Consider the following 14590-nt stretch of genomic DNA (forward strand, 5'->3'; position numbering starts at 1 on the left):
GGTTGATTGGTAAATGGATAAGATAATGGCATTTATGTTTATGCCATTATCTCTAAAAGTTGATGTTCAAACGTACTGCCGAATAAGTGGAAGTCGGCTGCGATATTATAGAAAGAGAATGTAGCATTGTTATTTTTGTCAGGAGCACGAAGCCAAACCTGAACATTTTCTTTTTATATCATTAATATGGGTGAAGTTTCAGCGCTTTGGTAGCTGCGAGTCAAGGGCGGTAGCGTTGATTGCGAATAATCTATAAGCGGAAGATGGTGAAATGAAAAAACCAGTGTATGTAACAAGCCCGTTATTACCGTCTTTGGATGAATTTACTCCTTATCTTGAAGAAATATGGGAAAATAAGTGGCTGACGAATAATGGCACCTTCCATCAGCGTTTAGAGCAAGCTTTGGCTGAGTATCTGGGCGTTCCGTATCTTAGTTTGTTTTCTAATGGTACGCTGGCATTACTCACTGCTTTGCAAGCGTTACGCATCACCGGTGAGGTAATTACTACACCTTACTCGTTTGTGGCGACATCGCATACATTACTATGGAATGGATTAAAACCAGTATTTGTTGATATCGACCCCGTGACATGCAATCTTGATCCCTCGAAATTAGAACAGGCTATTACGCCAGCAACATCTGCCATTTTACCCGTGCATTGTTATGGATTGCCTGCGGATGTTGACCGAATTCAAAATATCGCTGATATATATGGTTTAAAAGTGATCTATGATGCGGCTCATGCTTTTGGTGTTAAAAAGAATGATGTCAGCATACTAAATCATGGGGATCTTTCTATCCTCAGCTTTCATGCAACGAAAGTTTTTAGCACTATTGAAGGTGGTGCGATTATTTCTCAAGATGAAAAAACGAAAAAAAGAATTGATTATCTTAAGAACTTTGGCTTTGTTGATGAAGTGACGGTTGTGGCTCCTGGCATTAATGCAAAAATGAATGAGGTCCAGGCCGCATTTGGATTGCTTCAATTAAAACATATTGATTCAGCATTAAATCAGCGTAAAAATATCTATTCAAGATATTGTGATCTTTTGAAAAACATATCAGGAATTAAGGTGTTGAGTATTCCTGATGATGTGACCTGGAATTATGCCTATTTCCCTATTTTCTTCTCTGATACTTTCCCTAAGAAAAGGGACGAGGTTTACGATATTCTGAGGGAAAATAATATATATGCTCGTCGATACTTTTATCCTCTGATTAGCACATTCCCTATGTATCGAGGGTTAGACTCAGCTAAAGAAGGTGGGCTACCCACAGCATCTCATATCGCCGACAATGTCCTCTGTCTTCCAATCTACCCTGATTTGTCAGATGAAAGTATATTGGATGTTGTTAGGTGTATTTCTGACTGTGTAAACTGAAAAGTATTTTAGGCCGAAGGAAGTAATAAAGTGAGTTATTATTTTCAGTAAAATATAATTTTTAATTTACAATGCGAAATCTATCTTAGTTAGTGTTTTAGTTTTATCAGGAGATAGCGTTGATAAAATATGCGGTAATGCAACCTTATTTCTTCCCTTACATTGGCTATTTTCAGTTGATGGCCGAAGTAGACGTTTTTGTGGTTTACGATAATATAAAATATACTAAAAAGGGATGGATAAATCGAAATCGCATTTTATTAAATGGGAAGGATAGTACATTTAGCTTACCATTGAAGAAAGATTCTGATTTTTTAGATGTTAAAGATAGAGTGTTATCAGAGACATTTAATAGAGATGATTTAATCAACAAGATTCGTGGGGCTTATCGGCGTGCACCTTACTTTAAAAATGTTTTCCCATTGCTGGAAAACATAATAAATCATCGAGATGATAATTTGTTTAATTATATATTATATTCCTTGGAGAGTATTAAGGAATATCTTGGTTTAACATGTGATATAAAAGTATCATCTTCTATTAACATCGACCACTCACTAAAATCTCAAGACAAAGTTCTTGCCTTCGGGAATGCCCTTGGTGCGAAATCGTATAGCAATCCACCTGGTGGTATTTCTCTGTACTCCCAAGAGGCCTTTTCTTTGCACGGAATGACTCTGAATTTTATCCAGCCAAATAATATTATTTATAAACAATTTGATGAACCTTTTGTGGCTTGGTTATCAATCATTGATGTCATGATGTTTAATTCCAGTGATGAGGTATTGCACCTTGTTACTAATGAATATGAGTTGATATAAGTATGTTTAAGTGGAAAAAGCTAGGCAAGGTCTTTACCCCGCAAGATGTTAATGATCGCCTTTGGCTTAAAGAATTTGCACAAGCACCTGCAACGCTTGTTTTTGATGATTTTGTTCGTGTTTATTTCTCTTGTCGCCCACCTGCTGATGAACAGGGTATGTATGTTAGTTATTCAGCCTGGGTTGATCTAGATCGCAATAACCTATTTAAAGTATTACGTGTTTCTGAAAACCCTATTTTACCGCTAGGGCAATCAGGTGAGTTTGACGAATTTGGTACCTATCCCGTGTCCGTCGTTCGCGATGAAAATATTTTTCGCGCATATTATGCTGGATGGACCCGATGTGAATCAGTACCTTTCAATGTTGCTATTGGTATGGCCACGAGTGATGATGGGGACGTATTCCGCAAAGCTGGGCCAGGGCCAATTATTAGCTATTCCCCTGAAGAACCCTTTGTTATGAGTGGGCCAAAAGTTCGCCGCTTTAATGGCGAATGGCAGCTATTCTACATTGCCGGTCGTAGATGGAAACTCGTTGATGGTCGCGCAGAGCCTGTTTATAAAATCCGCATGGCGGTATCGAGCGATGGCATAAATTGGCGGAAGTTAAATAAAGATTTAATAAGCAGTCGAATTGAAGAGGATGAAGCGCAGGCGAGTCCGGATGTGTTTTATGCGAACGGTAAGTACCATATGTTTTTTTGCTACCGCTATAGCGAACATTATCGAGGGAAAAAGCATGGGTACCGTATTGGATACGCATGGAGCTCTGATCTTATTGACTGGCACCGTGATGATGAAAAGGCAGGAATTGACGTGTCTGAAACAGGATGGGACTCGGAAATGATCAGCTATCCCCATGTGTTTGAGCTTGATGGCAAAGTCTATATGGCATATTTAGGCGATCAAGTTGGGCGCTATGGTTTTGGTTTGGCACAGTTAGAAGGAGAATTGCGCTAATGCTGACATGGCGTAAACATGGGCTCATCTATTCACCTCAGGCGCATCCACCTTTGATTGGTGGGGCAGGGTATGCCCAATCCCCTCAGGCCTTAGTATATGATGACTTTGTTCGTATCTATTTTTCTACTCGCGAAATAGATGAGAGAAATAATAAATTTATCAGCCGAGTTGCCTATGTAGATATGGATAAAAATCTGCAGGAAATCCTTAAAGTCAGCCCGGCACCTGTCATTGCCCACGCTGAATTAGGCACGTTTGATGAACATGGTATCTTCCCCTTTAACGTCTTGCGCCACAATGATGTGGTGATGGCCTGGACGACAGGGTGGAATCGCCGGGTCTCTGTTTCTGTGGATACTTCGATAGGTTTGGCAATTAGCCGTGATGGCGGTAATACGTTTCAACGACATGCGACTGGCCCTGTGATGTCAGCCTCTTTGCACGAACCTTACTTGGTCGGGGACGCTTTTGTTCTGCATATCGAAGGGCGCTTCCATATGTGGTACATCTACGGTGTGGGTTGGAAAAAGCAACAGTCTGATTCCCCACCAGACCGTATTTATAAAATTGCACATGCTGTTTCTGATGATGGCACCGACTGGGTGCGAGAGAGTAAACCTATTATTGCCGATCGGCTCGGTGATGATGAATGCCAGGCGCTGCCTACGGTGATCAAAGTGGGCAATCGCTATCACATGATTTTTTGTTATCGCGAGTGCTTCGATTTCCGCTTAGGTGCCGGGCGTGGATATCGTCTTGGTTATGCCTGGTCAGATGATCTTATTACATGGCATAGAGATGATACTCAGGTGCCTGCCATTTCGGAATCAGGCGAGTGGGATAGTGAAATGCAATGTTATCCTCACCTTTTCCAATGCGATGAGAAGGTTTATTTGCTCTATAACGGCAACGCATTCGGAAAAGAAGGTTTCGGTTTGGCTGAGTTGACCGCATGCAGCGAATGATTATACGTCAGAATAGCGCCACCGCTGAGGAGATCGCATCACATCTGCGTGCCTGTGATGATGTATTTGTCCGTGCGCTGGAGCAACGAGTTGAAATAGTAGCCTATGCCGATAAGATAGCTCGCCTTGCTCATTGTATTGAAGGATGGAGAGACGAACGCTTGGTCGGCCTTGTTGCTGCATATTTTAATGCACAAACAAGAATTGCCTTTATTACTAATGTTTCTGTATTAGCGGAAGCTCAGGGCGTAGGTTCTGGCGGTATTCTGTTGGAACAGTGTATAGCGAAAATGCAAACTTTAGGTGCGACAGAAATACGTTTGGAAGTTGAAGAAAGTAATCAGGTCGCCAGATACTTTTATCTAAAACACGCTTTTATTCAGTCAGGAATGAGCGGCAATATCCTGCAAATGATCCGACATTGTGAGACGAGAACATGACAATCAACAGAAATTATGATCAGGAAATTAAGGATGCAGCAGGCCATAAATACGCCTATAGTTTTGACTTTGATGTGATGCATCCTTTTATGGTACGTGCATTTACCCCTTTCTTTCGGCCAGGAAATTTGCTGGAGTTGGGGAGCTTCAAAGGTGATTTCACTTCACGGCTACAGGAACATTTCAACGATATCACATGTGTTGAAGCTTCTGCAGAGGCTATTTCACATGCACAAGGCCGGTTAAAAGACGGAATTACCTATATCCACTCACGTTTTGAAGATGTTCAATTGCCTCGCCGTTATGACAATATTATTCTGACGCATGTGCTTGAACATATTGACGATCCCGTTGCTCTACTTAAGCGTATTAACGACGAATGGTTAGCCGAGGGTGGGCGTTTATTCCTCGTTTGTCCTAATGCTAATGCAGCTTCCCGTCAGATAGCAGTAAAAATGGGAATTATTTCCCATAATTCAGCGGTGACTGAAGCAGAATTTGAGCATGGGCACCGTTGTACGTACGCTCTGGACACGCTTGAGCGCGATGCAAGCCATGCTGGGTTACACGTTGCCTATCGATCTGGTATTTTCTTTAAAGCGTTGGCTAATTTTCAATGGGACAAATTATTGCAAACTGATATTATATCAGATGAGTATTTAGAAGGCTGCTATCAGCTTGGTCAACAATATCCTGATCTTTGTTCGAGTATATTTTTGCTGTGTGAGAAAAAATGATTAGTATTTGATTTGTATATTTTTTAAAAATTATACTTGTTAAGTAACTAATAGGAATAAAGGACATTATGCAAAACTACATTCGTGCAAAAGCTGCGCATCAATTTTATCGGGATGTATTTACAAGAGGACTTGAGCTTGGCAATACTGGTAATATTCCCCTGAGAATCATTGATAGTGTTATTAAAGAATTTAATTGCGATGTTTTGTTTGTTGCCAGAGAATTAAGTTTATATGATAGTGGTCTGCCACCAGATAGTGATAATGCATTAAAACAACTACTTGTGACAATTGCTCAGGCTAATTTCATCTTTGATGAAAAATGGGGTGGCTATCAGAAAAAATTGCCTAATGAGTATGTTTCAGGTATTCGCGATTCATTAGTTGGGATATTGAAGTTAAATCCAAATATAGAATATCTTGTCATAGCCATTCAAATTTTATTTAGGATTGGTGATGTTGATTCATCGGTTGCTTTAATAAATAATAACTTTTCTGCATTAAAAAATTCTCCCGCAGCCTTCAGAATATTGTTGATGATTTGTATCATTGAAGAAGACTATGAACTTGCATTGCCTTTAGTAAGAGAAATGACATCTAGTCAGCATTTGATAGGTGAAGATCTAATGACTTTATTAATGGTGGTTTGTGCAATTTACAAGCTTGGCGGGTATCCTGACTCTTATATTAATTTTTCTTCGCTTTTAGACAATAAAGTTTTCTCTGCTCCTGATGATAACTATGATTGGATAATAAGAAAAAACCATCAGAACAAAAAAACAACTATCATTATAGCTTGTGATGTTAAATATTACTATGAGCATACTATTCCAGCATTGTATTCAATATATGAAACAAATAAGGAAAATTTTAATGTTCATGTTCACGTTTACAATATTGATGAAGAAACATCTGCCGATATTAAAAGAAAGAATGAACAACTTCCTGAATTAAATATTTCTTGCACATCGGAAAGCTTTTCTACCCCTTCAGGCATGATTATCCAATATACATTAAGGCGTTTTGTTTTTGCTGACTACGCTTTAAATGCATTAGATACACCTGTCTTACTTCTAGACGCTGACTGTTTGTTAAGAAAAGATTGGCTGTCATCAATTCATGTAGAAGAGTTTGACTTGATATTGACTACTACTGAAAATGCGCCTTTTTGGGAGAATGTGTCGGCAGGTTTTGTTTATTTAGGTGGCGGGAGTACGTCAAAGGACTATATTAATAGAGTTGCATCATTTATTCATACTAACTTGGTGAGCAACAATAATGTGTGGTTTTTAGATCAAGTTGCGCTTTCTGCTGCTCTTGATTATGTAAAAGATAAAAGTGTTGTCTTCAGGATTAATTCATCATTCGTCTGTGATATTAGTCATACCGATTATTCATTCATGTGGGTGGTGACAACGATGAAAAATGTTGAAGGAAAATATTCTTCATATAAAAAGTATCTTATTGATAAATATACTAGCAATTAATAGTTGTCAGAGTGCTTGTGTCATTTCAGTAATATAAAACAGGAATGACGGATCCCCTCTTTAAACTTAGACAAAGCGCTTAACCTCCTCAATGTGGCCTGATTCTGGCAGGCGGAATAACCTATTGATTAATTCTGGTTTCCTGCAATGATCAACAGTGTTGTTCCGCTCGCAGACGTTAAGCTGTGTATCATTTATCAGGACCGTCTAAAATTGTTATCAGTGCCATTGGCTTATGGTGACAAGATTTTGGCATTGTCAGGCAATACTACTAAGCTAAGCGCAAAATAAAATTTGTAATTGCTGTACTCAGACTGGCCACAAAGCAGCATTTCCTTTCCATAAAACGGCCTTTCCTCTGCCAGAGGTCTGCGCTAGAATCATCTCCCTCCGAAAGAGATATACATCACAGATTTTCTGTCGCATTACACCATCTATAGATGCCGTTTGTGTTTCTCTCCGCAGACTCTTTACTCAGTCCTGTCATGCATAGCATGAATAACCCTCCTTTTTTGACGCTATTCAGACGATTGGCTACCCTACCTAAAAGCATAATAGTGTCGATAACATTATCATCGTAGGTATTTGTCACTGTGAGCGATTTGTATACCGCCGAAGGCACAATGGATAAAAATTCCCTCTGGAAGCGCTATGTACCACTAGTGCGCCATGAAGCCTTGCGTTTACAGGTTCGTCTCCCCGCGAGTGTTGAGCTTGACGATCTGCTACAGGCTGGCGGTATCGGCTTGCTAAGCGCAGTTGAGCGTTATGATTCGTTACAAGGTACGGCGTTTACCACCTATGCCGTCCAACGAATTCGCGGTTCGATGCTGGATGAATTACGCAGTCGTGATTGGGCTCCACGCAGTGTACGGCGTAATGCGCGGGAAGTGGCACAAGCAATGCAACAGGCTGAACAGCAGCTCGGTCGTACTCCAACGGAGCAGGAAGTTGCGCAGACCTTGAATATCACGCTTGAGGATTATCGTCAGATATTGCTGGATACAAATAACAGCCAGCTTTTCTCTTACGATGAATGGCGTGAAGAACATGGTGACAGCGCAGAAGCGTTACTGGAAGGCAATGAAGATGCGAATCCATTGCATCAACTGATGGAAGGCAATTTGCGTCATCGTGTAATGGATGCGATTGAAAGCCTGCCAGAGCGTGAGAAGTTGGTATTGACGCTCTACTATCAGGAAGAGTTGAACCTGAAAGAGATCGGTGCCGTTCTTGAAGTCGGAGAGTCGAGAGTCAGTCAGTTGCATAGCCAGGCGATAAAGCGCCTGCGCGTGAAATTAATGAACGATGTTTAATTGCGCTGCGTAGGAATACTGTTATCAAAGTATATCTTCAGTCACTGAAGTAGCAGGACTATGACCCTGTTTGAATATTGATGCGTGTCTTGCATCAGTATTTACATGATTCATGTCACCTGTTTTTAGCATACCAGGCTCTCTGGTGTAATAAACGATGCTATCGCTTCACATTGAAGTTATATATTGTCATGGAATGGATTCATGCACCCATCAATTCGGAAGAAACAGCTCCTAAGCCGTTATCTGAAAGACTTCAAACACAGACAAACTAACTGTTCCCAGTGTGATAAAGAGCTCGACCGCGTTTCACTGGTATTTCGCAATCAGCTCATCAATAAAAAATCGATCGGCAGCATCGACCGGCTTATCGACGACGACATCTGGTCCAGTCTGCAACAGGAATTAATCCCACTTTGCCGCTTTTGTAGCGAAATATTATGCAATACCACTGCTAGCTATTTCGATATTAAAGCTTTCACACAGTATCTGATTGAGCAGACCGAAGTCCGCCATAGCACAATGCGCGAGTATGTCATTCGTTTGCGGCGCCTGGATGAGCTGCTTGCCGCCAATAATTATCCCGCAGAAACTTTTTCCCGTCACCGCGATGGGGTACAGCAGCGCGTATGTGATTACCTTCCCGGTATTGAGCAAAATATTTACCGCAGCGCCTTACGAAAATACGATCAATATCTGGACTGGCAGCGGCATTTCTGACGCACATCATGCGTCGTTCTCAGGCTGACATTGCCAAACTATGGGATACTGACTATACGTAAATGTTATGACAGTGTAAAAAATGCTTGCATTGCAGAGGCAAATTATTGCACTGTCATACTACTGAAATCATTCGGCACTAATTTTTAGGCAATGGTTAGCAGTAGTTCTACGATGCGATCAATCATTATTCAGTGGAATAGTCGTTGTCACAGTGAGGAACGCGAATGGTAATGTCCTTTTCTGGACTTTGTAGTCGATGCCAAGATTCTACACCGCCGACTCGCCGATGCGAGGGATTTTCCTCCCACTTATTTTCAACACTGCGCCATTCTCTTGTTACTCAAACTCTCCGTATATTTTCTTTTTCTATCCATGAGCACTCGACCCGTTTTGCACTCTGTTCGTGGATGAATCATGCATATTCTCTGTCCGCTATTGGCTTAATAAGGAAGCCTAACCTCGTTAGTGAGTTAAACGTCACGCACTGTAGAGCAGTGCGGTAAGTGAAACAAACTGTAAGGTGCCACTATGGGAAGACAAAAAGCAGTGATCAAAGCTCGTCGTGAGGCCAAACGCGTTATCCGTCGTGAGTCGCGTAGCCATCGTCAGCGTGAGGAAGAATCGGTCACTTCTCTGGTACAGATGGGCGGGATTGAAGCAATCGGAATGGCGCGTGAAAATCGTGATAATTCCGTTATTCAAGCTCGCACTGTCGCCCAGGAACATTACTTGTCTGCGATAGAAAACAAACAGTTGATTTTTGCCACAGGCGAAGCTGGCTGCGGTAAAACGTATCTGAGCGCTGCGAAAGCGGCGGAGGCACTAATCCATAAAGAGGTTGAGCGTATTATTGTTACGCGGCCAGTATTACAGGCCGACGAGGATCTTGGCTTTTTACCTGGAGATATTGCGGAGAAGTTTGCGCCTTATTTCCGCCCGGTTTACGACATACTTTTGCGTCGACTGGGGGCCTCTTTCATGCAGTACTGCTTGCGGCCGGAAATCGCCAAAGTCGAAATCGCGCCTTTTGCGTATATGCGCGGGCGGACATTTGAAAATGCAGTTGTGATTCTGGATGAGGCGCAAAACGTGACAGTGAACCAAATGAAAATGTTCCTGACGCGTTTAGGCGAAAATGTCACGGTTATCGTCAATGGTGATGTCACGCAGTGTGATTTGCCATCTGGGGTTAAATCCGGCCTGCGCGACGCACTGGAGCGTTTCGTTGAGGATGACATGATTGGCGTGGTCTCTTTCGGTAAAGAGGACTGCGTACGTTCGGCGCTGTGCCAGCGTACGCTCCATGCCTATGGCTGATGTTTGTGTGGCATGGGAATGAACGTTCCTATGACTCACCATAAAAAAACGCCCCTGATTTGCATCAGGGGCGTTTTAATATCAGGCATGTACAAGTTTCGATGGATTGACTCGCGGCGTCCTGCCGCTCGCCCTGCGGGCCGCCGTTGGCGGTCCAAAACGCCAGTTCTGTCGTTTTGTCGAACCAGTCAAGGCTTCTCATCCGTTCCAACGGTGTAAAAGAAAACGCCCTTAACTTGCGTTAAGGGCGTTTTCTTTTATATGGCGGTGAGGAAGGGATTCGAACCCTTGATACGTTTTCACGTATACACACTTTCCAGGCGTGCTCCTTCAGCCTCTCGGACACCTCACCGGGGGTTGCCTACAAGGGGCAACGGGGCGCTACTATAGGGAGTCGCTTAGCTTCGGTCAAGCAGTATTTAGCGCGAACGGTGCGTATGGCTAAGCATTGAACGGTAACGGATAGTCCGCGTAACCGTGTCGTTAACATGTAGGTAAAATACGTTGGGAATTGGCATAAAAAAACCACAGACCGCGATGGCCTGTGGTTCTTTTTTTCAGCTATTGGCGATTATGCCAGCAGCGTTTTGATGTAGCTGGTCAGTGCTTCGTCTTTGCTGTTAGCGAAGAAGTATTCCTGGAATTTAGGACCAGCAATCGCGCCTTTAACCAGATCCTGATCGAGACCTTTCAGGATGGTGATCAGATCGTTGTAGGTCACTGCTTTTACGGCATCCAGGATTTTTTTGTTACGTTGTTGAGGAGCAACGCGATCGCTCGGATAGCCGCGGCCGCCTTCTTCTTTGAACAGCTGGGTAAACAGGTTTTCCAGGTTCAGTTCAGCGCCCCAGCCAAAGCCTTTAGCGTAAGGAACGGATACCGCGTTACCGTTGTTGATCTGAGAGAACAGGTAAGCATCAGATGGGTCAACAACCAGACCGCAAATTACGCCTGGGAAAGAGTTACAAGCCAGCATTGCGCCCTGGCCAGTACCGCAACCGGTCACAACGAAATCAGCCGCGCCGGAGTTCAGCAGGATAGCTGCCAGAATACCGTTCTGGATGTAGGTCAGCTGCGCTGCATCTTCAACGGCGTATTGGCCGTAGTTGTGTACAGTGTGGCCCAACGGTGCAACCGCTTTGGTCAGAGACTCGGCGATGATGGCGTTTTTGGCAGCTTGGCTGTTCTCGTTAATCAGTGCAATTTTCATGTTCGTTCCTTTTCTGTGACGGACAAATACATTTTTTAAAACTGTATTTCAATTTGATGTGTGCAGTATACCGTTTCAAAAATAAAGCGCAAATCGTGGAAGCAAAGAATGCGGCACAGCCCATAGATTCAGGAAAAATACGAGACAAGGAAAAGGGAGAATAAAAGCATAACGTATTGAAAATGGCGCTGTATTTCAGCGCCATAGGGGAGGAGGTTAGGCGTCAGGGAAGGTCAGCGTATTGCCCGGTGCTTCTCGATTAAGATGAAGAAAATTCAGGTGTCGTTCGTACTGATCCAAAATGTCGTTAATCACCTGTTCTTTGCTGTAATCCATCAGGTCATTCCCCTGGCTCCCTTCCAACAAGAAGGTTTCAAGGCGGTAATAATCTGATTTACCTGAGCGGGCCCGGTAGGTAAACGCTGGGACGCTATAGTGCTGTGGCCAAATTTGGTAAAGAAAGTTCTGTTCATCACCCAAATCAACCAACAGTTCGAGATGATTCAAGCGCTCATCTTCGACAGGCGGCAAGTCGTTAACTTCAACGCTGGCACCTCGCAGGCGCAGTTCACGCGCGACATCCTCCATGGCGGCTTTACAGACGTTATCCAGCATTTTTTGCGTATGTGTTGTGCCGGGGAAATTCATGACGCGTGAGATGCGCTGCTTCCAGTTCAGGCGATCGTCGCCGGAGATTGGCATCGGGGCTGAGGTTTGTAAGGAGCTGGCTTTACGGTAATCCTCAACCCGCAGTGATTTGTATAATCCCGCCATAATAAAGAACATCACAAAGCTAAACGGTAAGCCCATAATGACGGTGGTGTTCTGTAAGGCTGACACACCGTTTGTCATCAGCATACCCAACGTCAGCAGGCCAATGGCGACTGACCAGAAAATTCGCAGCCAGTTTGGCGCATCATTATTGATGTCGCCAAGGCGAGAGGTAAAGTTGCCCAGGACCAGCGATCCGGAATCGGCAGAGGTGACATAAAACAGCAAGCCGGTAATGGTCGCGACAGAGGCGCTTAAGTTAAAGCCGGGGTACTGCGCTAGCAGACTGTAGAATCCGCGCTCCGGGTGCTGCATGACTTCATTGGCAAAATCCAGATTACCGTGGAGCACCTGATAAAGCGCGCTGTTGCCAAAAATGGAGAGCCACAGCAGCGTAAAGACAAACGGAATGATCAACGTGCCGACAACGAACTGTCGAATCGTTCTGCCGCGTGAGATACGTGCCAGAAACAGTCCGACAAACGGCGCCCATGCGACCCACCATGCCCAGAAGAACAGCGTCCAGCTATTCATCCACTCAGTTGGGCGATCGAACGCAAAGCTGTTAAGCGTCATGCCCGTAAAGCGATTAATGTAATCCCCAACATTAAGCACGAGCGCGTTTAGCAGAAACTCAGTATCACCCCAGAAAAGCAGAAAAAGAATCAGGCCCAGTGCGAGCAGGACGTTAAGCTCGGAGAGGAAGCGAATGCCGCGATTGACGCCAGACGTCACGGAAACGGTCGCCATGATCACGGAAAGCAGAATGAGTGAGGCTTGAACGGTGAGATTTTCTGGGATCTGGAACAGGACTTTCAGTCCGTAGTTAAGCTGAACGACGCCGATGCCCAGCGTGGTCGCGATACCGAAGATGGTTCCGAGTACGGCCGCGATATCAACGCTGTGACCAATCGGGCCATTAATACGTTTACCAAAGATAGGGTACAGGGCAGAGCGAATCGTCAGCGGCAGATTATACCGGTAGCTGAAGTAGCCCAGCGCGATTCCCATCAATGCGTACATTGACCAGCCGGTTAACCCGTAGTGAAACAGCGTCCAGACCATGGCCTGCCGTGCCGCTTCTGTCGTCTGGCCTTGTCCTTCCGGCGGCATCATATATTGCGTGATCGGTTCCGCAACGGAAAAGAACATTAAATCGATACCGATCCCCGCTGCAAATAGCATCGCTGCCCAGCTCATCAGGCTAAATTCAGGTTTCGACTGTTCTGGCCCGAGCTTGATCGATCCAAATCGAGATGACGCAATGAAGATGACGAAAACGATGTAGAGCGTGGCGGCTAGCAGGTAGTACCAACCAAATGTGGCAGAAACCCAGTTAAGCGCGTGGGTAATCCAGGCATTCGCTTCTTGGTTAAACAACATGGTCATCAGCGAGAAAGTCAGGATTAATCCCGCGGATGTGTAGAACACGACAGGATTCAGGCGATCCTGTTGGGTGGTCGTTTCTGATGCTGGCATGGTTATCCCTTGCGTGACGTGAACAGATACTCTGATTCCTCTCTCCACGAAGCGCGCTTAGCGCATATCAAGAATACGGCGCAGGACATCCGCTGAGTACGCTTTCCGTTGAAGAAGGTCGTCAGAACAAAAAAGAAATTATTCTTTTTAAGGTGGAGTTATCGTCTGAACTCACACCATTTTTCATGATAATTGATACAGATTTTTAACCTTTCAGCAATAAAAGATATTCATTTTTTATTGAACGTTCAATCAAAAAAAAGTTTAATGGGACAAATCGGATCATGAATCACCGTCGTTTACCGTGATTCATCACGCAAAAATGAAGGGAAGAAAATGAAGGGGAAGTGCGGTGCCTAAAGTCGGAATGCAGCCCATCAGACGGCAGCAACTCATCGAAGCGACGCTGGCCGCGATTAACGATGTGGGGATGCATGATGCCTCAATCGTGCAGATTGCCCGACGTGCGGGCGTGTCGAATGGAATCATCAGCCATTACTTCCGCGATAAAAATGGCTTACTGGAAGCGACGATGCGTTATCTGATTAGTCATCTAGGGCTGGCGGTGAAATCAAGGTTGCTGAATCTGGCAGAAAATACGCCTCGCGCACGCTTGCGGGCGATTGTTCAGGGGAATTTTGATGATAGCCAGACGAATAGCGCAGCGATGAAAACCTGGCTAGCGTTCTGGGCCAGTAGCCTGCATTCCCCCATGCTCCATCGGTTACAGCAGGTTAACGATCGGCGACTTTACTCCAACCTGTGTGTCGAATTCAGCCACTGTTTGCCGAAGGACCGCGCGCGTGTTGCAGCAAAAGGGTTGGCAGGGTTGATCGATGGGCTGTGGCTACGTGGTGCGCTAAGCCATGAGGCCTTCAACCGCGAAGAAGCGCTGAGCATTACCTACGACTATATCGAACAGCAGCTCGTCCGCGCGTAATCCTTCCTTATCATTTTTGCCTTTTCTGCCCGGAA

General features: G+C 44.3%; 13 protein-coding genes and 1 tRNA gene. 11 read left to right on the top strand and 3 right to left on the bottom strand.

The genetic code is table 11. The annotated features are described in order from the left end of the window. The first annotated feature begins 271 nt into the window (after positions 1-271). The 10 genes from ACIPUG_RS13755 (at position 272) to phoH (ending at position 10155) form a co-directional block, all read left to right on the top strand. Positions 272-1384 (top strand): DegT/DnrJ/EryC1/StrS aminotransferase family protein, encoded by a 1113-nt coding sequence (locus tag ACIPUG_RS13755; protein ID WP_014915888.1) that lies wholly within the window; start codon positions 272-274, stop codon positions 1382-1384. Positions 1385-1503: 119 nt separating this feature from the next. After that, complete coding sequence (locus ACIPUG_RS13760) at positions 1504-2205, top strand: WbqC family protein (protein ID WP_320743192.1); 702 nt, start codon at positions 1504-1506, stop codon at positions 2203-2205. A 2-nt stretch (positions 2206-2207) separates the two neighbouring features. Further along, entirely contained in the window at positions 2208-3167 is a 960-nt protein-coding gene (locus tag ACIPUG_RS13765) for a glycosylase (RefSeq protein ID WP_039553861.1), read from the top strand. Next, a complete protein-coding gene (locus ACIPUG_RS13770; protein ID WP_039553859.1) occupies positions 3167-4135 on the top strand; it encodes a hypothetical protein in 969 nt (322 codons plus the stop codon). Before ACIPUG_RS13765 ends, ACIPUG_RS13770 begins: the two co-directional genes overlap by 1 nt. Continuing rightward, entirely contained in the window at positions 4123-4575 is a 453-nt protein-coding gene (locus tag ACIPUG_RS13775) for an N-acetyltransferase (RefSeq protein ID WP_039464749.1), read from the top strand. Before ACIPUG_RS13770 ends, ACIPUG_RS13775 begins: the two co-directional genes overlap by 13 nt. Beyond that, the gene (locus tag ACIPUG_RS13780; RefSeq protein ID WP_039528682.1) at positions 4572-5312 is read left to right on the top strand and encodes a bifunctional 2-polyprenyl-6-hydroxyphenol methylase/3-demethylubiquinol 3-O-methyltransferase UbiG; all 741 of its coding nucleotides are present in this window, start codon (positions 4572-4574) and stop codon (positions 5310-5312) included. Before ACIPUG_RS13775 ends, ACIPUG_RS13780 begins: the two co-directional genes overlap by 4 nt. Positions 5313-5380: 68 nt before the next feature. Beyond that, the gene (locus tag ACIPUG_RS13785; RefSeq protein ID WP_400338788.1) at positions 5381-6799 is read left to right on the top strand and encodes a hypothetical protein; all 1419 of its coding nucleotides are present in this window, start codon (positions 5381-5383) and stop codon (positions 6797-6799) included. 593 nt (positions 6800-7392) lie between these two features. Then, positions 7393-8115, top strand: coding sequence for an RNA polymerase sigma factor FliA (locus tag ACIPUG_RS13790; RefSeq protein WP_014915881.1), 723 nt, complete (start codon positions 7393-7395; stop codon positions 8113-8115). A gap of 204 nt (positions 8116-8319) precedes the next feature. After that, complete coding sequence (gene fliZ / locus ACIPUG_RS13795; protein ID WP_014915880.1) at positions 8320-8835, top strand: flagella biosynthesis regulatory protein FliZ; 516 nt, start codon at positions 8320-8322, stop codon at positions 8833-8835. Positions 8836-9366: 531 nt separating this feature from the next. Further along, positions 9367-10155 carry a phosphate starvation-inducible protein PhoH gene (gene phoH, locus ACIPUG_RS13800; protein WP_010279663.1) on the top strand — a complete coding sequence of 263 codons (789 nt, stop codon included), beginning with the start codon at positions 9367-9369 and terminating at the stop codon, positions 10153-10155. A gap of 262 nt (positions 10156-10417) precedes the next feature. On the opposite strand, the gene ACIPUG_RS13805 is transcribed toward phoH, so the two are convergent. From ACIPUG_RS13805 to ACIPUG_RS13815, 3 genes are all read right to left on the bottom strand, one after another. Then, positions 10418-10507 (bottom strand) — tRNA-Ser (locus ACIPUG_RS13805). Between the two features lie 219 nt (positions 10508-10726). Beyond that, the gene (locus ACIPUG_RS13810) at positions 10727-11365 is read right to left on the bottom strand and encodes an RpiB/LacA/LacB family sugar-phosphate isomerase (RefSeq protein WP_010287191.1); all 639 of its coding nucleotides are present in this window, start codon (positions 11363-11365) and stop codon (positions 10727-10729) included. 216 nt (positions 11366-11581) lie between these two features. Beyond that, positions 11582-13615, bottom strand: a complete 2034-nt coding sequence (locus ACIPUG_RS13815; RefSeq protein ID WP_400338790.1) for a choline transporter — start codon at positions 13613-13615, stop codon at positions 11582-11584. Between the two features lie 352 nt (positions 13616-13967). On the opposite strand from ACIPUG_RS13815, the gene betI reads away from it, so the two are divergent. Next, positions 13968-14555, top strand: coding sequence for a transcriptional regulator BetI (gene betI / locus ACIPUG_RS13820; RefSeq protein ID WP_039275685.1), 588 nt, complete (start codon positions 13968-13970; stop codon positions 14553-14555). Positions 14556-14590: the final 35 nt, after the last annotated feature.

Origin of the sequence: Pectobacterium sp. CHL-2024 (assembly GCF_044751765.1) — a bacterium.
GTDB classification, from domain to species: Bacteria; Pseudomonadota; Gammaproteobacteria; order Enterobacterales; family Enterobacteriaceae; genus Pectobacterium; species Pectobacterium brasiliense.

Excerpts from the sequence above, each read along its gene's own strand:
- ACIPUG_RS13815 (WP_400338790.1), bottom strand. The coding sequence starts at position 13,615 with ATGCCAGCATCAGAAACGACCACCCAACAGGATCGCCTGAATCCTGTC.
- ACIPUG_RS13775 (WP_039464749.1), top strand. The coding sequence starts at position 4,123 with ATGCAGCGAATGATTATACGTCAGAATAGCGCCACCGCTGAGGAGATC.
- ACIPUG_RS13755 (WP_014915888.1), top strand. The coding sequence starts at position 272 with ATGAAAAAACCAGTGTATGTAACAAGCCCGTTATTACCGTCTTTGGAT.
- fliZ (WP_014915880.1), top strand. The coding sequence starts at position 8,320 with ATGCACCCATCAATTCGGAAGAAACAGCTCCTAAGCCGTTATCTGAAA.
- ACIPUG_RS13810 (WP_010287191.1), bottom strand. The coding sequence starts at position 11,365 with ATGAAAATTGCACTGATTAACGAGAACAGCCAAGCTGCCAAAAACGCC.
- ACIPUG_RS13780 (WP_039528682.1), top strand. The coding sequence starts at position 4,572 with ATGACAATCAACAGAAATTATGATCAGGAAATTAAGGATGCAGCAGGC.
- phoH (WP_010279663.1), top strand. The coding sequence starts at position 9,367 with ATGGGAAGACAAAAAGCAGTGATCAAAGCTCGTCGTGAGGCCAAACGC.
- ACIPUG_RS13785 (WP_400338788.1), top strand. The coding sequence starts at position 5,381 with ATGCAAAACTACATTCGTGCAAAAGCTGCGCATCAATTTTATCGGGAT.
- ACIPUG_RS13770 (WP_039553859.1), top strand. The coding sequence starts at position 3,167 with ATGCTGACATGGCGTAAACATGGGCTCATCTATTCACCTCAGGCGCAT.
- ACIPUG_RS13765 (WP_039553861.1), top strand. The coding sequence starts at position 2,208 with ATGTTTAAGTGGAAAAAGCTAGGCAAGGTCTTTACCCCGCAAGATGTT.